The organism is Denitrovibrio acetiphilus DSM 12809 (genome assembly GCF_000025725.1).
Taxonomy (GTDB): Bacteria; Chrysiogenota; Deferribacteres; order Deferribacterales; family Geovibrionaceae; genus Denitrovibrio; species Denitrovibrio acetiphilus.
Map to the genome: position 1 here is coordinate 737944 of NC_013943.1, position 24122 is coordinate 762065.

General features: G+C 42.0%; 17 protein-coding genes and 3 tRNA genes. 6 read left to right on the forward strand and 14 right to left on the reverse strand.

Going from position 1 to position 24122, the window contains the following annotated elements:
• Positions 1 to 270: 270 nt before the first annotated feature.
• Positions 271 to 344, reverse strand: a tRNA-Arg gene (locus DACET_RS03665).
• Between the two features lie 262 nt (positions 345 to 606).
• Here DACET_RS03665 and DACET_RS03670 point away from each other — a divergent pair.
• Both DACET_RS03670 and DACET_RS15370 read left to right on the forward strand, forming a co-directional pair.
• Complete coding sequence (locus DACET_RS03670; RefSeq protein ID WP_013010051.1) at positions 607 to 972, forward strand: response regulator; 366 nt, start codon at positions 607 to 609, stop codon at positions 970 to 972.
• 330 nt (positions 973 to 1302) lie between these two features.
• Positions 1303 to 3273, forward strand: coding sequence for a sensor histidine kinase (locus DACET_RS15370; protein WP_169304177.1), 1971 nt, complete (start codon positions 1303 to 1305; stop codon positions 3271 to 3273).
• A gap of 187 nt (positions 3274 to 3460) precedes the next feature.
• Here the strand turns inward: DACET_RS15370 and DACET_RS03680 are convergent, their stop codons facing one another.
• From DACET_RS03680 to DACET_RS03690, 3 genes are all read right to left on the reverse strand, one after another.
• Positions 3461 to 4099: a response regulator transcription factor gene (locus DACET_RS03680; protein ID WP_013010053.1), complete on the reverse strand. Its 639-nt coding sequence runs from the start codon at positions 4097 to 4099 to the stop codon at positions 3461 to 3463.
• Positions 4096 to 5775 (reverse strand): sensor histidine kinase, encoded by a 1680-nt coding sequence (locus tag DACET_RS03685; protein WP_013010054.1) that lies wholly within the window; start codon positions 5773 to 5775, stop codon positions 4096 to 4098. Before DACET_RS03685 ends, DACET_RS03680 begins: the two co-directional genes overlap by 4 nt.
• 94 nt (positions 5776 to 5869) lie before the next feature.
• Positions 5870 to 6679 (reverse strand): class I SAM-dependent methyltransferase, encoded by an 810-nt coding sequence (locus DACET_RS03690; protein WP_013010055.1) that lies wholly within the window; start codon positions 6677 to 6679, stop codon positions 5870 to 5872.
• 146 nt (positions 6680 to 6825) lie between these two features.
• Between DACET_RS03690 and DACET_RS15375 the strand changes: the two genes are divergently transcribed.
• The 4 genes from DACET_RS15375 to DACET_RS03710 are packed head-to-tail and all read left to right on the forward strand — an operon-like array spanning position 6826 to position 13788.
• On the forward strand, positions 6826 to 7395 hold the full coding sequence (locus DACET_RS15375; protein ID WP_013010056.1) for a TetR/AcrR family transcriptional regulator: 570 nt from the start codon (positions 6826 to 6828) through the stop codon (positions 7393 to 7395).
• A complete protein-coding gene (locus tag DACET_RS03700; RefSeq protein ID WP_013010057.1) occupies positions 7392 to 9668 on the forward strand; it encodes a TolC family protein in 2277 nt (758 codons plus the stop codon). Before DACET_RS15375 ends, DACET_RS03700 begins: the two co-directional genes overlap by 4 nt.
• A gap of 11 nt (positions 9669 to 9679) precedes the next feature.
• On the forward strand, positions 9680 to 10747 hold the full coding sequence (locus DACET_RS03705; protein WP_013010058.1) for an efflux RND transporter periplasmic adaptor subunit: 1068 nt from the start codon (positions 9680 to 9682) through the stop codon (positions 10745 to 10747).
• A complete protein-coding gene (locus tag DACET_RS03710; RefSeq protein WP_013010059.1) occupies positions 10744 to 13788 on the forward strand; it encodes an efflux RND transporter permease subunit in 3045 nt (1014 codons plus the stop codon). The genes DACET_RS03705 and DACET_RS03710 overlap by 4 nt, the downstream gene beginning before the upstream one ends.
• 79 nt (positions 13789 to 13867) lie before the next feature.
• On the opposite strand, the gene DACET_RS03715 is transcribed toward DACET_RS03710, so the two are convergent.
• From DACET_RS03715 to DACET_RS03760, 10 genes are all read right to left on the reverse strand, one after another.
• Positions 13868 to 14191 (reverse strand): ArsR/SmtB family transcription factor, encoded by a 324-nt coding sequence (locus DACET_RS03715; protein ID WP_013010060.1) that lies wholly within the window; start codon positions 14189 to 14191, stop codon positions 13868 to 13870.
• Between the two features lie 134 nt (positions 14192 to 14325).
• Positions 14326 to 15366, reverse strand: a complete 1041-nt coding sequence (locus DACET_RS03720) for a hypothetical protein (protein WP_013010061.1) — start codon at positions 15364 to 15366, stop codon at positions 14326 to 14328.
• 194 nt (positions 15367 to 15560) lie between these two features.
• Positions 15561 to 15631, reverse strand: a tRNA-Cys gene (locus DACET_RS03725).
• A gap of 49 nt (positions 15632 to 15680) precedes the next feature.
• Positions 15681 to 15753, reverse strand: a tRNA-Gly gene (locus DACET_RS03730).
• Between the two features lie 59 nt (positions 15754 to 15812).
• On the reverse strand, positions 15813 to 16496 hold the full coding sequence (locus DACET_RS03735) for a tRNA (5-methylaminomethyl-2-thiouridine)(34)-methyltransferase MnmD (protein ID WP_013010062.1): 684 nt from the start codon (positions 16494 to 16496) through the stop codon (positions 15813 to 15815).
• Entirely contained in the window at positions 16468 to 18030 is a 1563-nt protein-coding gene (nadB, locus tag DACET_RS03740) for an L-aspartate oxidase (RefSeq protein ID WP_013010063.1), read from the reverse strand. The genes DACET_RS03735 and nadB overlap by 29 nt, the downstream gene beginning before the upstream one ends.
• 13 nt (positions 18031 to 18043) lie before the next feature.
• Positions 18044 to 18760, reverse strand: a complete 717-nt coding sequence (locus tag DACET_RS03745; RefSeq protein ID WP_013010064.1) for a hypothetical protein — start codon at positions 18758 to 18760, stop codon at positions 18044 to 18046.
• Complete coding sequence (locus DACET_RS03750; protein WP_013010065.1) at positions 18757 to 20052, reverse strand: radical SAM family protein; 1296 nt, start codon at positions 20050 to 20052, stop codon at positions 18757 to 18759. Before DACET_RS03750 ends, DACET_RS03745 begins: the two co-directional genes overlap by 4 nt.
• A 93-nt stretch (positions 20053 to 20145) precedes the next feature.
• On the reverse strand, positions 20146 to 22014 hold the full coding sequence (locus DACET_RS03755; RefSeq protein WP_013010066.1) for a diguanylate cyclase: 1869 nt from the start codon (positions 22012 to 22014) through the stop codon (positions 20146 to 20148).
• A 91-nt stretch (positions 22015 to 22105) separates the two neighbouring features.
• Positions 22106 to 23986, reverse strand: a complete 1881-nt coding sequence (locus tag DACET_RS03760; protein WP_013010067.1) for a sensor domain-containing diguanylate cyclase — start codon at positions 23984 to 23986, stop codon at positions 22106 to 22108.
• Between the last annotated feature and the right edge of the window lie 136 nt (positions 23987 to 24122).

Below are 24122 nucleotides of genomic sequence, written 5' to 3' on the forward strand. Positions count from 1 at the left end.
CAGGCATGTGCAGGTGCTGGAATAATTAAAATGCATTGGTTATAGTATGTTATAGGATTAATGCAGTTGTGCAGGCTATTCAAGTATAGTGGTGGATGTGCGTGGTTTTTTTTCCTCTTTTTAAAGGCAGAATATTGCCGCATTTTTGCCGCAAATGTAGTGAAAAATAGGTCTAAATAGGCTCATTTCGGACAGTTTTGAAAATCTAATTATTTCAGGTGAAGTAGATAAAAAGAAAGCCCTATCATGAAGATAGGGCTTTTTGTTTAACGCGCCTGGAGAGATTCGAACTCCCAACCTTTTGATCCGTAGTCAAATGCTCTATCCAGTTGAGCTACAGGCGCTGGTAGGATGAATTTTATATAGTATTCAGGACTGTTTGTCAATATTTAAACAGGGAAATATTATGAATGCGCTAAATTAAGTTTCTATTAGCTGAAGCTTGAAGTATTTGGTTTGTGATTTAGTATGCGGATATTTATGTATCAATTGATTTATGGAGTTAGCGTAAGAATGAACATGACATATACAAAATAATATGCTTGACTGTAGTGGTCTAATAAGAGATATATTAAGTAGATAATTCAAATTTCTGAAGTTGGTGTTATGCGTAAACTGGAAGATATAAACTTACTGTATGTTGAAGATGAAAAATTCACAAGAATGCTTGTCAAAAAGCTTCTTGAGAAAGAAAATATAAAAGTTCATGAAGCTGCCAATGGAGTTTTGGGACTTAAAAAGTTCTATGAAATCAGTCCCGATATCATAGTCACTGACCTTGCCATGCCTGAAATGGACGGGTTTGAGATGATCAGTAAAATCAGAGAGAAAAATAATATAATTCCTATCATAATAACTACTGCATACAGGGAAGAGGCAGAACGTGTTAATGATATGGTTACAGACTGCATCTTCAAACCGATAATAAAAGATGATTTAGTTAAGGCTATTCAGAAAATTGTTTCTGCATAACTCCGTAAATTTTGATATTCAGATAAATTTCTCCTAAATGTCGCGGTTGCCTAAAATGATGTGAACTTCTTTGTAATTTCCCTTTATTAATCATAATCTATTATTTTAAATTTCAGACCAGATTTTAAGCAATTTATTAATATGTATAGTGTATTTCCGGGGAGACGGTTGGTAGTTTATATGCAAAAGTTATTTGCTTGACATGCCTGATATGTCGTTTATCATTTAATAAGAACACGTAGCATGTGCCAGGTATTTATTTTATAAGGTTAAGCAATGCATTACAGGCAAAAAAAGTTTCGCAGATATTATTTTTTTACTTCTTTTACCTTGATTTTTTTTATAACTATCGGGATAGGTTCGTATATCGTTCTTGGTAAGTATAAGCAGTTCCAGCAGTATGCTCTTCAGGACAGACATAACAGCATTGAAAATAAGAAGGAAATAATAAAAGATATCGTCAACAGTTACGTTAACCATATTAACTATTCCATTAACTCTAAACATGAATCAATAGAAAGCAGACTCGTCAGTAAAGTTAACACCGCTTATAAAACCAGCATGGATATGTATCAAAAGATGAAGGCTGATAATTATCCAGAGGAAGCTATTCAGTCTTCGGTTAAGACTGTCCTTGCCAGTATGGTATTTGGGAATAATTATATCTTTGCATTTGACAAGAGCGGAGTCATCATTTCCTCGCCTTTGCTCCCTATGATCGAAGGGAAAAATCTTATAGATATGAAGGATGCTGCCGGCAGATATACTCTGAGGGATTCGCTAGAAATTATAAGTAAAACCGGAGACGGTTTTCAGGATGTTGTCTGGGCAAATCCTTCCAGTCCTGATGAGGAGCTGAAGAAAAAAAGAGTTTATATGAAAGAGTTCGAGCCCTATGGCTGGGTGATCGGCTATGGTATCTATATGGACGATGACGACATTCAGACTAAAAGCATGGTCGTTAAACAGATTGAGACTGTGTCATATGAGAATAAAGGATATATTTTTGCAGCTACTTATGATGGGGTTTCTCTTACCGCGCCTGAAAAAGGGAAAGATATGTACGATGTTCAGGATGTTAATGGAGTGTACATCGTAAGAGAGCTTATCAAGCTGGCTAAAACAGGCGGAGGTTACCTGACATATGTGATGCCGCCGTTCAAAGGCGCAAGACCCGAGACCAAGATCAGCTATGTTGCTCCCATTGAAAAATGGGGGTGGTATGTCGGAACAGGGGTATACATTACGGATATTGAGGCAGAGTATCAGGCTCGGATGTCAGAGCTTTTTACCTCTGAAAAGTATGAGACAACCCTTATCATATCCGGTTTAATTGCTCTGCTGGGAGCTGCCGGATTTGCTGTGTATATTTTCTCTGGTAAATTTCAGCAGCTTGTTGAGAAATTTAATGCTGATATAGAGCTTAAAAATGCCGAGCTTGCTAAGATGAACACAGCGCTTGAGGAACGTGTTAAAGAAAAAACTACAGAGTTGAATAAGCTTAATCAGTTTCTTGAACAAAAAGTTGAAGAAGAAGTTAGTAAAAACAGAAAGAAAGACAGAATTATGTTTCAGCAGGGAAGGCTGGCAGCTATGGGGGAGATGATAGGGAACATTGCACATCAGTGGAGACAGCCTCTAAGCAGTATCTCTCTGCTGGTGCAGGATATACAGGAGGCGTACGATTGTGGTGAACTGGATGATGAGTATCTTCAGAGTACTGTAGACAAGTGTACTGCAACTGTAGCCCATATGTCTGACACCATAGATGATTTTAGATATTTTTTTAACCCTGCCAAAGAACAGGTGCATTTTGATACATCAGCGGAAGTAAAAAGATGCGTTAACCTTCTTGATGCCGGACTTGAGAACAGCAATATAAAAGTTATTGTAGATTTACATGCCGAAGGGATGGCTTACGGTGTACCGGGTGAGTATTCACAGGTTATTGTAAATGTCGTAAGCAATGCGAAAGATGTGCTCTTGTCCCGTGGGGTTATTGAGCCTGTTATTTCAATTAAGAGCTATAATGAAGCAGGCTGTATCGTGTTGAATATCTGCGATAACGGTGGGGGAGTACCCTCTGATATTATCGACAATATATTTGAACCTTACTTTACAACAAAGTATCACAGCAAAGGTACGGGGATAGGGCTCTATTTTTCAAAAATGATAATTGAAGATAATATGAACGGCAGGATGACTGTTAAGAATGAAGACGGCGGTGCCTGTTTTTATTTATATGTTCCGATAGCGAAAAGCAAAAAGCCGGAAAACACAAATATGCTTCCGGCATTATAGTAGGATCTCCTCCCCCCGAGGGCTTACGCTTTATGATCCTTAAATATCTAGTGAATAGTTTTTCTAACTCTAAACTAACATGTGAAACTTATGATTACTATAACCAGACAGGGTGATGTTTGGGGGATTGTTTAGTGTAAGTTACTTGTATTCTTATTTGAAAAAAAAGGTTAAAAAATAAATAAAATTATAAAATAGATTTGTAGCGTGCTTTTCTAAGTGCGTCTTCTTTGCCCGATGCCTGTAATTTTTCATATATTTTTTTGATATGAGTATGGACAGTATTCCTGCTTATATCCAGTTCTGCGGATACTTCGTTATAGGTAAACCCCTGGTCGAGCAGCTTGAGGACTTCGACTTCTCTTTTTGTCAGTCTGTTTTCATCGTTGTTAAATGGTTTGTCCTGAAAAAAACTTATGACTTTTCTGGCAATACTCGGAGTCATAGGGGAGCCTCCGTCGTGGAGAAGCCTGACAGAGTTTGTGATCTGAATGGCTGGAGTACCTTTAAGTATATATCCTGACGCTCCGGCTTTAAGGGCTTTGAAGAGGTATTCATTGCCGTCATGGATCGTGTACACCAGAAACTGGGTTTCAATTTGTCTGGAAACTAGCTGCTGGATAAGCTCAATGCCGCTTGCGCCTGGCAGGTTAATGTCCACAATCAGAATATCACAAGGGGAGTCTGCAATGCCTGATAGCGCCATCTCAGCATTTGGATAGGTGTCAATCAGCTCGACTCCGGGTTCAGAACGCAGAATAGAACTGAGACTTTCTGAAAGCTCAATGTTGTCGTCCACAATGGAGACACGTATTTCTTTGTTCAACGTGTAAGTCCTTCTTCTGTATAATAATCGTGTACCGGGATATATATGTTTACAGTTGTACCATTTTGGGAAGTAATTTCAAGCTTCCCTTTAAGACTTTCGACTCTTTTGTGCATATTCTTAAGTCCAAATCCTGCATTTCGCTTCTCTTCAATGCCTATTCCGTCGTCTTTTAATTGGATTTGTATTTCTGCTTCATTGAAATAAAGCTCAATGTCGACATTTTTAGCATGTGAATGTTTTATTATGTTCGCTATAATTTCTTTGAACAGCCGGAATATGGAAAGGTAAATATTGAAATCAATCGGGTGCCTGTACGGTAAGCCGTTAACTGTAAACTTACGGTTTATACTCTTGGATTCTAAAACGGTAGTGCTGTAGTTACGCATATCGGAAACGAGTGATTTCCAGTCGATATTGTCTTTATCAAGAATGTTCAGCATTGACCGGAGTTCAAAACTTCCATTTTCCAGAAGCATTGCAATGTGTTTTATTTTTATATTCTTTTGTTCGGGGTCATCTTCTTCCAGAGCTGAAGCTGCAAGCAAAGCTGCTGCTGCCACGACGCCTCCGATACCATCATGCATATCGCCCAGAATGTTTTCCTTATAGGTGACAATCTCTCTTTCGTGAGTTGTCTGTATGGCATCAACTTGTGTTGTGATATCGTTAAAGATGATTATATAGCCTCTGAGGCTGTCTTTTTGTATTGACTGTTTCAGAACGCTGAACTTGTGATTAATTCCTGTTCCCCATCTTGTTTCAATAGTAACGGTATCGTCATCTGCCAGTTTTTTCCAGTCAAGGTTTAGAGTTTTGAAAGTTTCTAATATATCTTTTCCTATCATATCAGTTCGGAACCGCAAAAGAGTTCTGGCGCTTGGGTTAAAGTCGATAAGTCTGTACTGTTCGTCAACGATGAGAACAGCACTGTCTATGAGATCAAACACGCTTTCTCTGGCATAGGGGATTATATCCATCAGGTTATATCTGAATATTGCATATGCATAGAGAGAGCTTATTATTGATAATGTCCCGGGGATTGGGTTGTAGTCACCGAATGAAACAATCCGGAAGGTATACAGAGTGCTGAGTGCTGAGCCTATTATCAGAGTGGTGAGGATAATTACGAACTGGTTTTTGTATGGCTGTTTGTGTGTGATTATGGCTTTGGCAGTCAGGACGCTTAGGAAAATATAGAATGCGTTATGATAAAACGAAGTGGTGAATTTTAGCCAGATTCCAGGGACAAGAATAGAGAGATTGAACCCCTCTTCTGTTGTGATAATTTCTGCGCTCTCCCATATGGGAAAGAAGTGGTTGTTAGTGAGCATTACAGTGACCTGTATGACGAGAAAACTGTAAAGAGATATGGTCATCCATCTTGGTGGCGCTTTATGTTTAAGAAGATGGTACAGCATTGCGACGATAAAAGGCGGGAAAAACTGTATCGGAATAACCTTATATGTTGTGATTACGCGGATAATATCCGTGTCTGCGATCATAAGTTCTATTCCGTACATAAGAGGCCAGAAGCCGGCAGTGAAAAATGCCAGCCCGAAGTAGAGAGAGACTTTATTTTTTGCTTTCGTCAGTCCATATATGCCGAGACCTATTGTAATTACTGCGGATATGAGCAGTAAGAGTGCATATGGCGGGAACTGAAGTGCAGGCATTGACTCCTCCGGACTTGAAATAATGCATCCATCTGTTGCTGAGTGTATTTTTTATATATTTGTAAGATGAATCTATCACGTTATAACGTATATTTCAGACGATGAAACGTGCAAAATACCCATTATTCATAAAATTACCGTTTTGAGTTTTCATCACAAGGTCACCGCTTTCAACTTCAGCAGATACAGGGCAGAGTTTTCTGATTGTTTTAGCCAGATATTTATGGTCAAGTGCAGGGTCGTGAGCTGATAAAAGCATGAAGGAGGGACTCCCCCCTGCCAGTTCGTATGTTAATTCCATGAGTAGGGGCAGGTCCTTGGAGAGTTTCCATGTTTTTCCTTTTCCCCCTTTGCCGAATGCCGGAGGGTCAAATATAAAGCCATCATATCTTTTGCCGCGCTTTACCTCTTTTTTCATGAAGGTGATAACATCTTCCTGTATAAAGCGGACTTTGTTGTCAGATTTGAAGGAAAACTCAAGATTTTGTTTGGCTCTTTTGATAGCTGGTTTGGAAGCATCAAGGTGTGTGACTTTGTTAATGTGATTGCTGGAAAAGAGAGTGGAACCGCCTGTGTATGCGAATCCGTTAAGGATGTGATGCCGCTCCCCCTGCGTTATCTCTGCCAGCCACTGCCAGTTTTTCTGTTGTTCAGGGAATACGCCCAGCTGTCCGGACTCCATCAGAGAGAGGCAGAAAGTTATATCGCTGAAGTGAACCGTGAAATCTTTTAGCTCAGTGTTCCATTTGTCGTTTTCAAATACTGCGTCAGCAGCCAGCCACTCTTCTTTCGGCAGAGAGGGAGCCCAGTCTGCCTGTTTTGCCGCCCGGACTATGCGTATCTTATTAAATTGCTCCAGACGCTTGCCGTTTCCCGTATCCAGTAGATGATAGTCACTGTCCATTTCACACCTTTAAATTGATAGTAACATATTACATTTTTATATATAGTTTTGTCAAAGCCTGCGTAGCTGTGTTAATAATTTCTGTAAAGAATGTATCATAAAATAATTGCTTGACTGACTGACTAATCAGTCATATAAGAAGTGCTATGGAAAAAACAAAAGAAACGAAAAGAAAATTACTGGATGCTGCATGTTGTGTCTTTCGTGAAAAGGGCTATGATAAAGCGAAGGTTTCAGACATTGTTGCTATTGCAAATGTGGCACAGGGAACGTTCTATCTGTACTTTAAATCAAAGAAGGATTGTCTCAATATCCTTGCAGAAGAACTTTTGGGAAGTTTTATGCGGGAACTGAGAGCCGAGACAGAGACTATGGACAATAGTTCTATTCATCGTGTTGTGCAGAAGATGGCTGATGCCATAGAAAAACATAAAGAGATTGCTGCTATTGTACACTTTGAGCAGGCAAATATGGAAGAGAGAATAAGTGTCCTCCATAAAACGCTATACTCTGAAAAGATGCAGATGGTAAGGAACGCACTTCGAAAGCGACATAATGATGAGAGGACTGTCATTGCCAAAACTGCTTTGATAGATGCTTTGTTCAAGCAGTATCTTCTTGGACAGATATATATTCAGAATCCGGTTTTTAAAACGGATCGAGGGGAGCTTAATGAAATGCTGAACGTTGTAATAGAAGAGGTTGTGCTGAAATGAAGAAATTTCTTATAGCTGTAATTATACTGTTGCCGGCTATTGTGTTTGCCCGCAATTATCAGATAGGCGTTGTTGCCTCATCAAGTTTTCAATTTGCTGCTGAGAGTATAGAGCTTGAGATCGGAAGGCTTATTGCCGGAAATAATAGTGCAGACGTTAATGCATATATATACGAACCGTCTGTCCCGGTTACAAAGCTTGCTGAGACTATAAAAGAAGCTAACAGCCATTCAGATATACTTATACTTATCGGTGAAGTGGCAGCAGGGCGTACTATCGGCTTAAAAAACCTTAAGCCCACTGTGGCTGTTTTTTCGACAAAGGCTCCTGCTGGAGCATCCTTTACGTATACTATAACATCAGATATCGATTATAACGAAGAGTTTACAGTGTTCAGAAAGCTTTTCAGATACAAAAATCTGAAAGTTCTTACCAGCGGTTACGCTTCATGCAGCTCTGCCATGTGTAAGTCCGGTGTTGACGAGATCATCGGTTCTGTTGAAGTTCCGTATGAAATTGTTTCTGCCGAAGACCTTTCCGGTGTTGACATCAGCACGTATTTTGATAAAGGCGATGTAGCGCTGGTTATGGAACAGCCCCAGATGACCGAGAATGAATATAAAAGCCTTCTGGAAAGACTTGCCAATGCAGGGGTGAGGACATTCAGCTTTGGGGGCTACAGAGATGCCGAGCTTGGCGTTATAGCTGTTAATGCAAGAGACAAAGGGTATGTCAAGACTGCAAGGACTGCCGCTGTTGCTGTTTCCGAGATAATCGCAGGTCAAAAGGGTGGACAGCTTAAAGTGAATCGCACAAAAGGGCTTGTGATAAACATGGCACCGGCAGCTCTCACCGGTTTTTATCCGGACAGGCATTATATACGATCTGAAGAGATAATTAATTATGACAAAACTATAATTTTTGATAAGTATATAGGTTACAAAGAGGCGCTTCTGCAAGCTGTGAAAAGAAATGAAGATGTGGCTACTGGCAGGATAGACCTTGAAACAGCCAGAGAGATGGTGAAAATGTCTGAATCCGCATTCAGACCAACTCTGAATCTTTCTGCCGGCTTTTCCCAGATAGACGACGACAGGGCGAGAATTTCACAGGGGACAAGTCCGGAGCGTACAGGAAGTGTTTCTGTTGCATTACAGCAGATAATATATTCTGAAGAAGTTTTCAGCCTGAAAGATCAGGCAGTTTATAATGCAAAAGCGATGGAGTCACTTTCAAGGCAGGCTGAGCTTGACGTTTTGCAGGCGGCGGCAAAAGCATATTTGCAGGTTTTACTGGCAAAGACATATGTAAACATTGCGCAGGACAATCTTGAGACTACAAAATATAATTATGACCTTGCCAAAAACAGAGATGTCGCAGGGGCTGCAAATCCGGCAGAAATCCCCAGATGGGAAGCACGGATCGCTCTTTCCAAAATAGACGTTGTAAATGCCCTGAACACTCATAAGAGTGCCATGACAGAGCTAGCCCGCATTATAAGCGAGGACATAGACGGCACATATAATCTGGAACCTGTGACTCTTGACAGTGACTATTCTATTCTCAGTTCTTTTAAGGGGAGTATGAATATTCTCGACCGGGCTGACGTGTTTGACCGCTTTAAAAAGACGATGACAGATGCCGCTGTAGAAAACTCTGTAGAACTCGCATCTCTCGAATACCTTACAGGTGCCGCTGACAGGTCTGTGCTTACTGCTGAAAGGAAATTTTACCTTCCGACTGTGACAGCAGGCGGAGAATACAAAAGGTTCGTGATGAAGGACGGTGAGGCATCAGACACTGCCCCTGGTTGGTATGACGACACGGAATGGAACGTTGGTGTTACTGCCAGCATACCCATATATGAAGGCGGGCGGAGAAGTGCTCAGCTCAGTATAGAAAAAACAGCAGTGAGAAAACTTTACCACGAAAAAGCAAAAGCGGTAAAGCTTGTCAGGCAGAGGATGATAACTGCTCTGGAAAATGCAAGGGCAGCATATGACAGTTTCAGCCTCGCCAACGAAAGTGCAGTTGCAGCGGCAAAAACTCTGAAAATTGTATCTGATCTGTATTCGAGGGGGGCTGTTTCTATAACCGAACTGATAGATTCCCAGAATGCAAAACTCAATGCGGATATGAACACAGCATCAAGTCAGTATAGTTTTATGGAAAGGATTGTAGATGTTGAGAGAGCATACGGATGCTTCTTTGCTTTTGCTCCTGATGACCAGTGTGAGAAGCTTGTAACAATATTAAAGAATTCGTCAAAATAAAGGAGACTCCGATGTTTCGTAAGATATTGATAATTATTTCAATTGCTATTTTTATCACAGCTTGTGGGGATGACGAGGCAGCCGGCTTTGATCCGGCAAAGCATGTTCGACCGATAAAGACATATAAGGTTACATCAGTGAAAAGAATGGACGTCCGTACATACCCCGGTAAGATCAGGGCGGGAAAAAAAGTCGACACATCTTTCATTCTGTCCGGTTCTCTTGTGGTTCTGAATGTTAAAGAAGGGGATTATGTTGAGAAAGGGAGCCTCATAGCAAAGCTTGATGATGCCTCTTATAAGCATAACCTTAACACGATAAAGGCTCAGGTTGAGGAAGCCACGCTTGCTTTCCAGCGGGCAAAAAAACTTTGGATTTCCAATGCTATATCAAAAGCGGACTACGACAAAGCAAAGTCTGCTTATGATGTTTTACAGTCTCAGAAAGAGCTTGCTGAAAAGAGTTTGCGTGATACGTCGCTTTATGCACCGTTCTCGGGGTATATAGCGAAGAGATACGTAGATAATTTTCAGACAGTGTCGGCTGGGGCTCCCATTGCCAGTGTTCAGAACATCAAAGAAATTGAGGTTGTTGTTAATATACCCGAAAGCCTGATTATGAACTCAAGTCAGAATCTTGATTATAAGGCATATGCGGTGTTTGAAGTACCTTTTAATAAGCAATATGAGATGGAGCTTAAGGAAGTTGGTACTGAAGCTGACCCCGTTACGCAGACATATCCTGTTAAGTTTATAATGCCGTCTCCTGATGAAATTACTGTTTTACCAGGTATGACTGTAGCGGCAAAAATAGTTGTAAGCGAAAGTTATGATGAAGGTGAATTCGAAATACCCGAGAGTGCGGTATTCAGTGACTCCAGCGGAAAGATTTTTGTTTGGGTGCTGGATGAGAATATGACTGTACACAAAAGAGAAGTCAAAACAGATGGACTCAAAAACAACAGCGTGCTTGTGCTTGGTGGACTGAAAGAAGGTGAGGAGATCGCTTCAGCAGGCATTCAGCATCTTGTAGAAGGACTCGAAGTTAAACGTTTTGAGAAACCGGAGAATCTTAAATGAATATTGCAGAGACGACTATACGGAAAAAAACATTTTTTCTGGCTCTGACAATCTGCCTGATGGCTATGGGGATTATTGCCTATGAGAAGCTCGGCAGGCTCGAAGATCCTGAATATACCATAAAAACGGCGGTAATTGTAACTCAGTACCCTGGGGCAACACCCCTTGAAGTCGAGCAAGAGGTTACAGACCCTCTGGAAAAAGCTATCCAGCAGCTCGGACAGCTTGACGAGGTTCGTTCATTTTCCCGTGACGGGCTGTCGTTTATATACGCTGATATTAAAGATAATTTTGATAAAGATGATCTGCCTCAGATATGGGATGAGCTGCGCAGGAAAGTGAGTGCCGGGCAGTCGGATCTCCCTCCGGGAGCAGGTCCATCGGTTGTAAATGATGATTTTGGTGATGTCTACGGTGTTTTTTACGCTTTCTATGGTGATGACTATGACTATAGCGAATTAAAAGATTATGTGGACATGCTCAAAAAAGAACTGCTGCTTGTAGAAAATGTTGCGAAGGTTGAGCTGTATGGGGAACAGGTTGAAACAGTCTTTATTGAAACACCGAGAGCAAAGCTTGCTCAGCTTGGTATAAGTCCTCTACAGATTCTACAGACTTTTCAGCAGCAGAATCTTGTTGTCGACGAAGGGAAGATAACTGTCGGCGATGAATATATTTCCGTAAATACAACAGGTATTTTCCGCACCGTAGAGGAGATAGGCGACATGCTTATCCGCTCCGGTACGTCAGACAAGATGATTCATCTGAAAGATGTAGCTACTATTAAAAGGGGGTACTACGACCCTCCCCGTAAACTTCTGCGCTTTAACGGTAAGCCGGCGATAGGGCTGGGTATCTCCACTATTAAAGGCGGTAACGTCGTTGTGATGGGGCAGGCTGTTGCAGAAAGGCTTCAAGAGCTGGAGTCTGAACGTCCTATAGGCATTGAAAAGGGGACTATAGCCTATCAGTCAGGAACAGTTGAAAAAGCTGTTAACGGCTTTGTGCTGAATCTGGCTGAAGCTGTGGCTATTGTTATTATAGTCCTGCTTATATTTATGGGACTTCGTGTAGGGCTTTTAATAGGCGCTGTTCTGCTGATAACTATCCTGACGACTTTTATCTGTATGGATTTTATGGGAGTTACATTACAGAATATTTCTCTCGGGGCTCTTATCATTGCTCTTGGGATGCTTGTAGATAATGCAATTGTTGTGGCTGAAGGGATATTGATCAAAGTCCAGATGGGGAGAGAGAGGCTTGAGGCTGCTGTTTCCACCGTAAAGGAAACCATGTGGCCGCTTCTTGGCGCTACCATGATCGCCATTATGGCGTTTGTTGCCATCGCTGTTTCTAATGATAAAACGGGTGAGTTTCTTTTAAGCCTGTTTCAGGTTATTGGTACTTCCCTTATGTTAAGCTGGGTTTTTGCTATAACGCTAACTCCGCTCTTCTGCCATATGGTTCTGCGTCCGAGTAAGAGTGGAAATGTTGAAGACCCCTACGCAGGATGGGTTTATCGATCTTATAAAAAAGTTTTATGCAAAATGATTCATTTCCGGTGGGTGACTATCGGTGTGATGGTGTTTCTGCTTTTTGCTGCACTTTACGGTTTTGGCTTTGTTAAACAGAGTTTCTTTCCGGAGTCAACCAGACCCCAGGTAATGATTAATATGTGGCTTCGTGAAGGGGTACATATTAATACAACAGAGAGAGCTGTAAAAAAAGCAGAAGAAGGTCTTGCGCAGCTTGAACACGTTGACGATGTCATTTCCTTTATAGGGGAGGGGGCACTGAGGTTTATTCTGACTTATGATCCTGAACAGAATAACTCGTCATATGCGCAGATACTGCTGACTGTGGATGATTATAACTCTATTGAAGAGCTCATACCCCAGATAGAAAAATACTATTTTGAAAACCTGCCTGAAGTTCAGCTCAGTGTTAAACGTTTTCAGTACGGACCTGGCAGCGGATCTAAAATTGCAGCAAGGTTTAGCGGAAAAGATACGAAGGTACTCAGAATGCTTTCTGAGCAGGCTATGGAGATAATGAGACAGGATAACGCTGCGACATTTATACATGATGACTGGCGGCAGAAAGTAAAAACCATAGATGTTAAACTTGCTGAAGCTCAGGCTAAAAGTGCAGGAATTACCAGAAGCATGATCAATGATGCGATAAAAGCGTCTTTCAGCGGTACTATGGCAGGGCTTTTCAGAGAAGGAACCGACATGATCCCTATAGTTTTCCGGTCACCGGAGCGTGAGAGAAGAAATGTTGATTCACTTCTTGATGTTCAGGTGTTTTCAACTTTGCACGGCAAATATGTTCCGATACAGCAGGTGGTTGAATCTGTTGAGACCGGCTATGTGGACAGTGTTATAAGGAGAAAGAACAGATCGAGAACAATCACAGCCCAGTGCGACCCTAAATTCGGAACTGCTGATGAGCTTTTTAAAAGGCTTCGTCCTCATATAGAGGCGATCTCTATGCCTGAAGGCTACAGCCTCGAATGGGGGGGGGAATATGAAGATTCGCGTGATGCACAATCCAAGCTAATGGCAAATGTGCCCGGAGCTTTCCTTGTTATGGTGCTGATAATGATTCTGCTTTTTAATAGACTTAAGCAGCCGTTGATAATTGTTATGACTCTCCCGTTGGCACTTATAGGTGTTTCGGCGGGGCTTATCATAATGAATATGCCCTTCGGCTTTATGTCTTTGCTGGGATTCCTGAGTTTGTCGGGGATGCTTATAAAAAATGCTATTGTTCTTCTGGATCAGATAGATATTGAGATACGTGGCGGAAAGGATAGTCTGCCGGCTGTTATTGATGCCTCTGTCAGCAGGATAAGACCTGTTGCAATGGCTGCTTTGACAACTATTCTTGGTATGGCTCCGCTTTTGATTGATGCATTTTTTGCATCAATGTCTGTGACTATTATGTTCGGGCTTGCATTTGCGACGTTGCTGACGTTGTTTTTTGTACCTGTGATGTATACAGTCCTTTTCAGGATAAAGTGGTCAAAGACAGATTAAATTTATATATGATTTGTTAAAATTAAAAGCATCCTTCGGGGTGCTTTTTTTGGTCAAAGAGATAATCAAAGGGGGTGTTTTATTTGTTTTCGTTCTCTTTGAGGAACTGAAGGTATCTTTCCTGATCAATGCATTTCAGTAGTGATTTTATATATTTCGCCTGCATGACAAAGAGCGTTTTACGACCTTCTTTATACGGCTTGATGACTCCTGCATTCTTCAAGATATTGATATGTTTGGTTATATTTGAGCGTTCACATTCGAAATGTTCTTCTATCTCGTAGCTGTATCTTGGCTCCATGCATATCATTCTGGCGATCTCCAGCCTTAGCGGGTTTGCCATTGCCTTAAAGAATTTCAGCAGGTTGTCGAGTTCTTCTTCTGTACAGTCTCTTAGTGCCATATTTTCTTATACATCAAAATTTATTCCTAAGCAAATTTAATTTATGTTTAAACTAAAATTAACTTAAGGTGTATTTTATTTGTTAGTGAAATTTTCTTATTGAACTAAATTTTACAAAAACAAAATCTGCTGTATTAAGCAGAAAGGCTTGTTTCAAAGCACTGGTTTATGTAGTCCATGGCTTTTTGCGCCTGTTCAATGTGCTTATCCTCAAAAGAGTAATCCTGCTCAGTATCCATAGCATCCGGAACGAAATTGTTTACTCTGTGAGCTTTTGCATACTCTTTTATAGTGTCCGGCATAGTCTGGTCGTAGCGTGCAATATGTACTCTATTTTTGACCTGACGGATATCGTGAGCTGCTTTTTCGTATATGTATGTCCACCAGAGGATACATTTTTCATAAAAGTCTATCTGATCAAATTTCTCTTTGGTTACAAAACCTTTTGTAATGAGAATATTTTCCCATGCCGGAGGCGTACTGCTGTCTTTGAAGCTTTCAAGCTTTTTGAATGCATGAGCTGAATGCAGCGGGTTTCTTATTGTTATGAAGAAGTTTGCGTCTTCCCCAAAGATTCCGTTAAGCAGACTAATGCATACAGTTGAATTAATACTTTTATGTACAACGTGCAGCAGGTTATTTTGTTCTCTTTTGACCCATGTGATGTACTGTGCGAAGTCAAAGAGCACCTGTTTGAGGTATCCGGGTGTGTCTATGTAATGTATCTCGCCCCCTCTGGGGATGGAGTCATAGGTCATTGTGGAAGAGTAGTCCTGATGGTTATAACCGTGGATTTTGCAAAGCTCGCTCATTGCGTATGAACCGCCCGTATGCATGAACCCAAGCACAAAAGTAAATTTCTTACCGCCAAGGTATTCTCTGCTCACCCATTCTTTGTCAAATTTGAAAAGCCCTAGAAGGACGTTGGATGATTCCTGCATAAAGTCCTTCATCTTCTGCTGCCCCTCATCACTCTGTAGGAACTGAGGGATTTTTTCAAGCTGGCTGTTAAGCCTTGTTATTGCTTCGGGGTTTGGGGTTTGTGCACTGAAGCTTCTCGCCTGCCACTCGTCATGTGCTGATATGCCGCCGAGGTATTTCAGTATGGAGTTGTGAAGTACAAGGTCGAGTCCTGTCAGTGATGCTTTGAATTTTGGTGCGTAAAATGTATTCATAATATAAAAAACTAACACAAAGGGGTGGTAAATGTCCACGAAAAGCTAAAAAACTGTTACATCTATTATTTCTGTTTAATGTGCAGCTTGCAGCCGTTCAGGTGAATATATCGGAAATATTATGAACGCCTGAATGGAAAGATGGCTTAAAATCAAAAAAGCCCATCCGGAGATGAGCTTTTCTTATTCTCTAAAGGCGACGCCCAGGATCGAACTGGGGTACACGGCTTTGCAGGCCGCTGCCTAACCACTCGGCCACGTCGCCATCAGTATAAACTAAAAAGACCGACCAGAAGTCGGCCTTTCGTAAAAAAAGCGGGTGACCGGACTCGAACCGGCGACCTCAACCTTGGCAAGGTCGCGCTCTACCAGCTGAGCTACACCCGCTTGGGAGATGTTTTATATCGCATTATATGAATGGTGTCAACAAAATATTTGAAAAAATGTCATTCTTTTGAAAAGACCGTACCTTCCTGAAAAGCTCCTTCGGGTTTTGGCGTACTTGTGAACTTGAAGCCTGCTGCTACAAAGTCCTGACGTATGACTTTTCCTGATGAATATGTCACCACTTTTGCTTTGTCTGAGCATAGCCTGTGGAGTTGCCGGAAAACCTCTACTGTCCACATTTCCGGATTTTTTCTTTTCCCGAAAGGGTCAAAATATATCACGTCAAAACTCCACATGAGTTTACTGAGAATTTCTCTTGCGTCGCCAATGGCTATGTCCAGCCGGACATTTTTGTGGTTTGCGTTGACTATGAGTTCCCTGAGGATATTATATCCCCTCAGAGGCCATAGATAAGGCGTGTCCATTATTGTTTCAAACAGCGAAGCTTGTCTTTCGACGGTTACGATATGGAGTTTGTACGGGGTGTCTATGTCTGCAATTTTGTCCAGCGTGACAGAAAGATTGCTTCCGCCCCCAAGGCATATGTCAAGCAGACGCACATCCTGCTTTTTCAGCAGCTCACCAATGCAAGATGCATGATAGAATTTATGGAGACTCTCGGTATATGCACCGACACTCTTTGCCCTGTAACCTTCGTGGTATTCCATGCTGTAAAGCGACATGGAGCCGTCTGCTGTGTGCAGCGGCTTATTTTTACCTTTTAACGGGACTAAACAGTGCATTTTCAAAATATATGTGCCAGTTTTCGGCAATCCTTTCCGGATAATCTTCTCTGTATTGCGCGCCTCTGCTCCCTTTGCGTTCTTTTGCCGCTTTGGAGATCAGAAGTCCCACAGTGGCGAGGTTGCGCAGCTCTGCCGTTGCTCTGTTTTTAGCAACTTTGCCATCGAACTGAGCAAGAAACCCGCTGAGGTAAGCGATTGCTTCATCCAGGTCTGCCTCGTTTCTGGATACGCTGACGTTTTTCCACATGCACGTATGTATAGCTTCCAGATCTTTTTTCGGGTCTGCTATCTCCAGTATGGTTTCAATTTTGATGTCCTGTTCTCTTACTTCCCTGTTGTTATTGTCTTTGACGGCTGCTTTTGCGCTTCTGCCTCCGTAGACAACGCCTTCGAGGAGAGAATTGCTTGCCAGCCTGTTTGCGCCGTGTACGCCAGTACATGCTGCCTCACCACAGGCGTAAAGTCCTTTCAGCGTGGAACGTCCCCAGTCGTCTGTGAGTATCCCCCCCATAAAGTAGTGAGCAGCGGGGCTGACCGGTATGGGGTCTTTGGAAATATCCAGTCCGTATTCAAGACAGGTGGAATATATTTTTGGGAATCTGTTTTTAACAAAGTTAGAGTCTAGGTGGGACAGGTCGAGGAAAACGTGTGACGAATCTGTCTCTTTCATCTCAAAGAATATTGAGCGGCTCACGACGTCTCTCGGGGCAAGCTCACCGTCCGGATGGTATTTGGTGCAGAAGCGTTCCATGTATTTATTTTTGAGAACACCGCCTTCACCGCGCATCGCCTCGCTGAGCAGAAACGCAGGTGCGCCCTCAACAGTCAGTCCTGTGGGGTGAAACTGGAAGAACTCCATGTCACGCATCACAGCCTGAGCTCTGAATGCCATAGCCATTCCGTCGCCGGTGACGACCTCCGGGTTGGTTGTTCTGGTGTAAAGTCTGCCTGCGCCGCCTGTGGCGACAATGACAGCTTTTGCATAGTAGAGGCTTATTTCGCCTGTTTTTTCGTTCAGCGCGATCACCCCTGCGACACTGTCCGGAGCATCTTTGATGAAGTCCAGCGCATAGGTGTATTCCAGTTTTTCGATGTTTTCTATGCCTGCGGAGTGCTCTTTCAGAGTGCGTACGATTTCATGCCCTGTGGCGTCCCCTTTTGCATGGATAATGCGTTTGACGCTGTGTGCCGCCTCTCTGGTGAAGTCCAGCAGGCTGCCGTGCATATCGAACTTCGCACCCCAGGATATTAGCTGTTTGATATACTGCGGTCCTTCCTCCACGAGTGTGGAGACAGCTTTGAGATCGCAGAGCCCGTCGCCTGCACGCAGAGTGTCTTCTATGTGCAGTGAGATGTCGTCGTCGTCAGAGAGAGCAACTGCTACCCCCCCCTGAGCATATTCTGATGAGCTTTCGCCTAGAAAGCATTTGGTTACCACGGCAACACGTCCGTGACCGGAGAGCTCTATTGCTGCTCTGAGTCCAGCCACGCCGCTGCCTAAGACCAGATAGTCGTAAAAATTTGTGTTCATTTCAACCTTCAAGCTAGAATCTGAGTCCAGCCTTTAAACCATATGAAGTTACAGTTCCCACAGCAATCTCTCCGTTGATTGATATTAGTGGGAGAGGTGAGAACTGGAGACCAACGATACCTCTGACTGCGTTGACATTTTCATCGTCAAGGTCAGCATCGGAGTCGTCAGAAGCCATGGTATAGACAGTTTCAAGACCGCCGTACGGAGTGAACATGAGGATACCCTTGCTGACATAAATGCCTGCGGAAAGAGTCTGGAGGTCAATGTCGTCCAGACCGAAAACTTTTGTATAAGAGCCTTTAACGCTAAGTGCGGGAGTAACTGTTGTCCCTTTAAGGATAGCGTATTTTACTTCACCTGTAATAGCGGTAAAATCTATGTTTGTTCCTTTGGTAACGCTGAGCCCAAGGTCAATCCCGAAAGGAAATCCTTTCTGAACATGTACTCTGTAAAGCAGTGCCATGCTGTCGGGGTCGCCGTTATCCCATGCGTTTTTCCAGTGGGAGTCACCGTCGCTGATATTAACTAGTGTTGTTTCAAGGGCAATATCAAATCCGAGAGTTTTCAGTGGTTCCGCCGGGCTGTTTGGAGTTGGGGTTACCATCTGTCCCATCTCTTTTGACAGGTCCTGGAACTGTGACTGTGTCATGCTGTTTTGGATTTTGAATTCGTCAGCAAAAACAACACTGGACACCATCATTGCGGCAAGTACTAGTAATTTTTTCATTTACCTCTCCTTTTCAAGTCCGGCAGCCCCAGATCTTTGTGAAAATTCTCTCTGGTGCGGTTGAAATAACCGAATTTGATTGTCTTCTTTTTTTTCTTTATTAATTTTAGCATGTTCTTTATGCCTAATATCTCTTCTTTTTTAAATTTGAGCTTATCGAAAAGAAAATCAGGGTCGATGTTCAGATTACGCAGTTGTATAAGGTCTATCTCGTAGGCATTTAAGAAGTCGAGCATTGTTTCTGTTTCGCTCTCTCTGTCGTTTACTCCGGGGATTGTAAGCAGGTTCAGCGCAGTATAAACTTTATAGCTGTTAGCAAGCTCTATACTTTGCAGCACATTGTCCAGGCTATATCCCACCGGCTGATAATAGCTTTCATATGTGGAGTGGACGACAGAGTTTATGCTTACACGTATACTGTCGAGCCCTGCGTCGAACAGCATTTTCATCTTTTCAGGATTGCTGCAGTTGGAGTTGAAGTTGACAGTGAGATCCGGAGCTTTCTTTTTGATTATCGTAACAGCTTTTGCGATGACATCCGCTGTCATGATCGGGTCGCCTTCACACCCTTGTCCGAAGCTCACAATAGGCTCCTCCGCAACTTCGTAGTGGTTCAGAGCGACTTCGACAATTTCGTTGACTTTCGGTACAAACTTAAGTCTTTGCTGAGGAGATTCTATACGTTTGTCCTCCTGGAGAGATATGCACCCGAGGCACCTGCTGTTGCAAGTCGGGGCTGTGGGGAGGGGACACTCCCATCTGCCTATGAAAGCATTTTTAGCGGCTGTGCAGTGGTATTCCAGAGCGCATTTTGAAAGCTGCTTATAGACACGGTTTTTGGGGAACTGTTCAAGTTTTGCATCAACAACTTCTTTGAACTTGTCTGTGTAGTCGAAATTTTTCGGGTTCCATTTCGAGTCGTCATCAACTTTTATAGCCGGCACAACGAATTTTCCGTTAAGCCAGCCTACAGCGGTATATGCATACATGGGCAGTATTACATCACTTAGCTTTTTAAATGAGGGGAGGAAAAGGCGTAGATATCCCGGGTCTAGAAATGCACTGACAGCGTACCCGCCCGTAAAAACTTCCATTCCTGCTGTGTCTGGATTATAAGCGTGGGGATGTGTGTCCGGCACGAAGAATAGTCGTGAGCTTGCCGGAAGTTCAATCAGTTCTATTTCATAGGGTACAAAGTTATAATTTTCGCTTCTGACAGTCATTTTCAGATGCGGATGATCGTATATGTTTCCCTGCCTGTCGGCAAAGAGTAGGTTTGGTATTTCGTACATTTTTTTCCTTGACTCGCTTTTGTTGAATATTTGAATAATAGTATAGTGCAAAACGACAAGTCAAGGTGTTAAACCAATGTAAGCGTTATTTGTTTATGCCGAAACGACTCTGTTTCTACCTGTTTGTTTGGCTTTGTAGAGGGCTTCGTCTGCTCTGTTTATGAAGTGAGCTATGGTTTCACCTCTGCTATATTCTGCGACACCAATGCTGACTGTCACTTTTTCTACCGGGGTAAAGTCTGTCTCTTCGACAGCCTTGCGCAGTTTGTCGGCTAAAAAAGCTGTATTGGTAATGTCTGTTTCAAGGGCAACAACGAGAAATTCTTCCCCGCCCCATCTTCCGCAAAAATCGGATTCTCTGGTGTTTTCTTTTATAATAGCAGCAAGTTTCACGAGGACATCGTCACCTACCTGGTGACCATAAGTGTCGTTAACTCTTTTGAAATGATCAGCATCAAGGATAGCTGCGCAAAACCTTGTATTGTGTCTTTCATTTCTGATTCGCTCAGCCTTAAGAACGGCATCAAGTTTATGTCTGTTATAAAGTCCTGTCAGTCTATCTGTAATGGAGAGTTCTTCTATCTTCTTTTTCTCTGTGATGTTGTGTATAACGGCTGTATATCCCGTTACATTTCCCTTGTCGTCTATTGCAGGGGTGGCAGTCTGTTTTGTCCAGAAGAGCTCACCGTCTTTATTGATGTTCTTGAATTCCCCCTGCCATATTTCTTTTTTTAATATGGTTTTCCAAAGGTCGTCCAGCTGTTTTTGTGTTGTGTCAGGGTGTCGTATGAGGCTGTGTGTGTTGCCTATCAATTCTGTGTGATTGTATCCTGTCATCTCGGCATATTTTGCGCTGACAGCAGTAAAGTTACCTTTCAGGTCTATTTCTGTTGTGGCTATGTTACTGTCTATTATGAAGTTGAACCTACGTATCTTGTCGAAAGCTTTCAGCAGGCTTGACTGAAGCTTTGATGGAGCATATGACGCTACCCATGACAGCGGGAAGCTTATCAGTAAGATAACAAGTGCAACAATTTGGGCAGATATCAGATTGTTCTTTTTTATCTGGTGCAGCATGCTTGCTTTAGGTTTCATAATGAGTTTGACACCTTCGCCGTTATCGAATATCTGGTTTAGGCTATACACAAAAAGATTACTTTTTTGTAGTGAGGACTGATTCATGTCGTTATTAAATGCACCGGGGAATATATTGTTAATTTTAATATCGGATTTGAGATATTTGCTCCACGCAAGACTTGCGTCAGAGGCAGAGATTATTTCTCCTTCGTTATCAATTAAGTATGTGCTGAAGTTAGCATATTCAGTCAAGAGGTCAATAACTCTCTGCATGAGCAGATTAACTATAACGATACCTTTATGTTCGCCGTTGACTACAACCGGAGCAGCGATTCTGTAGGTAGGCTTATACGGCAGCTCAATCTTGCCATGTTCAATGTTAAGGTCAATTCTGGAATGCCATAACTGTGTTTTGTTAAGTTGGTTGCTCTCTTGAAAGTAGTATCTGTCATATTTGCTTTGTAAATATATCTGAGGATAAGTGAATATTTCGTTATCGATCCTGTCGACACGGATTCTCTCCAGACCGTTACTGTTTATAAACCGAAGCTGCATTATATCGGGGTTTGCGAAAACTACAGACTGGAAAAATGAATTGACTCTTGCCCGTTCGTCTACTCCCTCTGATGTGATAAAATCATTTAAAAGCAGGTGCCTTGCCAGTATTGTGACAACTAATTCTTTATGTGTTATATAGTCTTCAAGGTAAAGCTTTTTATACGATAGTTCAGAGCTTGCTCTGAGGTTTATCTGTTCAATATTTTGTTTTGATGCGAGTTTGTAGTTGACTATGGCTGTAGTTATTGCGATCAGTATGCCAAAGAATATAAAGAAAGAGACGGAAAGAAGATAAAAACGCTTACGTGAGTACATCATCTCTGTCATTGATAGCTCCTGAATATAATTCTACCTTAAAACAGATTATTCTCAAGTTAAGCTAACGGTTATAGCATTTAAAATCAATGTTTTTGTTTATTTATTCTGCATTTACAAGCTTGTTTCTACCTGTTTGTTTAGCAGTATACAGAGCGTCATCTGCTCTGTTTATGAAGTGAGCTATAGTTTCTCCGGTTTTATACTGTGCAGCGCCAAGGCTGATCGTGATTTTTCCGACAATAGGGAAATCTGTTTCTTCAACCATTCTTCTAAGTTTTTCCGCCAAGAATGCAGTCCCTTCAAGGTTTGATTCCACAGCGATAATCAGGAACTCTTCTCCGCCCCACCTGCCTATATAGTCTGACTCTCTTGTATTGGCTTTGAGTAATTCTGCCAGCTTTACAAGTACTTTATCCCCTGTCTGATGCCCATGAGTGTCATTGACGTTTTTGAAGTGATCTATGTCAATGAGAACCGCACAGAAATCAGTATTGTGTCTCTGGTGCCTGCTGTATTCAGATTGAAGTACGTCATCAAGTTTATGTCTGTTATACAGGCTTGTGAGTCTGTCGGTTACCGACAGCTCCTCTATCCGTTTTTTGTCTGTTATATCTCTTGAAATGGAATTAAATCCGATTATGGTTTGGTATTTGTCAACTTCAGGTGAGATAGTCTGGTGTACCCAGTATTCTTCTCCTGTTTTATTGACATTCTTTATCTCTCCCTGCCATGTGTCACCGTTGCTTATGGTTAGCCACATACTTTCGAAGAGCTCTGAAGGGTTGTCCGGATGGCGGAGGATTCTATGGGTTTTGCCTACTATTTCACTTTTGCTGAAACCTGTTATTTCGGTGAATTTGCTGCTCACTTCTGTTATTCTGCCGTGTATATCTGTTTTGCTGGTAGAGATATGTCTGTCTATCATTTTGTTGTACTCTTTTATCTTTTCATAGGCGTTGAGCAGACTGGACTGGAGTCTGGACGGCAGATATGATGCAAGCCATGAAAGAGGGATGGATATCAGCAACACGATGAGAGTTATGAGTATAGCAGACAGTATATTAGATTTTTTGAGCTGCCCCATGACCTCGTCTTTCGGCGCAAGAATAAGCTTAACCCCTTCGTTGTTAAGGAAGATATCCTCAAGACAAAACATATAAAATTCATCCCGGATGGCGTCCCCTTTCTTTTTTATTACATCAATGTGTTCGGGGAAGATATCTTCTGCATTTGGTCTGTTAGGAAGGTATCTGCTCCACGACTTATCCGGTTCAGGACTGACGAGAATATCACCGTAAACATCAGCAACATATACGCTGAAATAGGCAGAGTTTGATAAGGTGCTGAGTATGTTGTTCATTAAGAGGTTTGCTATAACTATACCCTTGAATTTGTGTCCAACATATAATGGGGCTGCAACTCTGTATGTCGGTTTGTAAGGGACTTCAATTGTGCCGTGTTCAATATTTAGGTCGAGGTTAGAGTGCCAGAAAGATTTTTCAGGTAATTTTGATGCCTGCCTGAAGTAGTACCTTCCGCTTTTGTCCTGCATATCCTGTTGCTCAACGATTTTTATACCTCCGTCATAATCAGGGCGGTCTATTCTTATGACCTCCATGCCGGCTGCATCAATAAATCTGAGCTGCATGAGATCTTTGTTAGAGAACATGACAGAGTAAAAGAGGCTCTGGAGCTGGTTTCTTCTGTCTGCGGTTTCTTGGTGGATAAAGTTAAGGGTGATCTGGTTATTTAAAAGAGATTCGAGTTCCTGCTCTATGTTCCACACATAGCTTGTAAGAAAGTCTATTTTTAATGCCGCTTCAGACTGTGAACGGGACTTTAGCTGTTTCTCAATATCTGTATATTTTATGTTGTAATTTATAAAGGACGTGAGCAAGGCGATGACTACACCAAATGTTAGAAAGTAGCCTGAGAAAAGGAGGTAATACTTTTTCTTAGTATAAATAAAGCTTTTCAACATATAACCTCTGTTCGTACCTTTCAGATGTCTAATAATATAAAAATAGACTGATTTTGTAATAATACCAATAAAAATATTTTTAAGACTTAAATAATGTTGTTTTTTGATCCTACATCAATATATACTGAGGGCGGAA

Coding starts and splice junctions, on each gene's coding strand:
- DACET_RS03670 (WP_013010051.1), top strand. CDS start 607: ATGCGTAAACTGGAAGATATAAACTTACTGTATGTTGAAGATGAAAAA.
- DACET_RS03685 (WP_013010054.1), bottom strand. CDS start 5,775: ATGCCTGCACTTCAGTTCCCGCCATATGCACTCTTACTGCTCATATCC.
- DACET_RS03690 (WP_013010055.1), bottom strand. CDS start 6,679: ATGGACAGTGACTATCATCTACTGGATACGGGAAACGGCAAGCGTCTG.
- DACET_RS15375 (WP_013010056.1), top strand. CDS start 6,826: ATGGAAAAAACAAAAGAAACGAAAAGAAAATTACTGGATGCTGCATGT.
- DACET_RS03700 (WP_013010057.1), top strand. CDS start 7,392: ATGAAGAAATTTCTTATAGCTGTAATTATACTGTTGCCGGCTATTGTG.
- DACET_RS03705 (WP_013010058.1), top strand. CDS start 9,680: ATGTTTCGTAAGATATTGATAATTATTTCAATTGCTATTTTTATCACA.
- DACET_RS03710 (WP_013010059.1), top strand. CDS start 10,744: ATGAATATTGCAGAGACGACTATACGGAAAAAAACATTTTTTCTGGCT.
- DACET_RS03715 (WP_013010060.1), bottom strand. CDS start 14,191: ATGGCACTAAGAGACTGTACAGAAGAAGAACTCGACAACCTGCTGAAA.
- DACET_RS03720 (WP_013010061.1), bottom strand. CDS start 15,366: ATGAATACATTTTACGCACCAAAATTCAAAGCATCACTGACAGGACTC.
- DACET_RS03735 (WP_013010062.1), bottom strand. CDS start 16,496: ATGCACTGTTTAGTCCCGTTAAAAGGTAAAAATAAGCCGCTGCACACA.
- nadB (WP_013010063.1), bottom strand. CDS start 18,030: ATGAACACAAATTTTTACGACTATCTGGTCTTAGGCAGCGGCGTGGCT.
- DACET_RS03745 (WP_013010064.1), bottom strand. CDS start 18,760: ATGAAAAAATTACTAGTACTTGCCGCAATGATGGTGTCCAGTGTTGTT.
- DACET_RS03750 (WP_013010065.1), bottom strand. CDS start 20,052: ATGTACGAAATACCAAACCTACTCTTTGCCGACAGGCAGGGAAACATA.
- DACET_RS03755 (WP_013010066.1), bottom strand. CDS start 22,014: ATGACAGAGATGATGTACTCACGTAAGCGTTTTTATCTTCTTTCCGTC.
- DACET_RS03760 (WP_013010067.1), bottom strand. CDS start 23,986: ATGTTGAAAAGCTTTATTTATACTAAGAAAAAGTATTACCTCCTTTTC.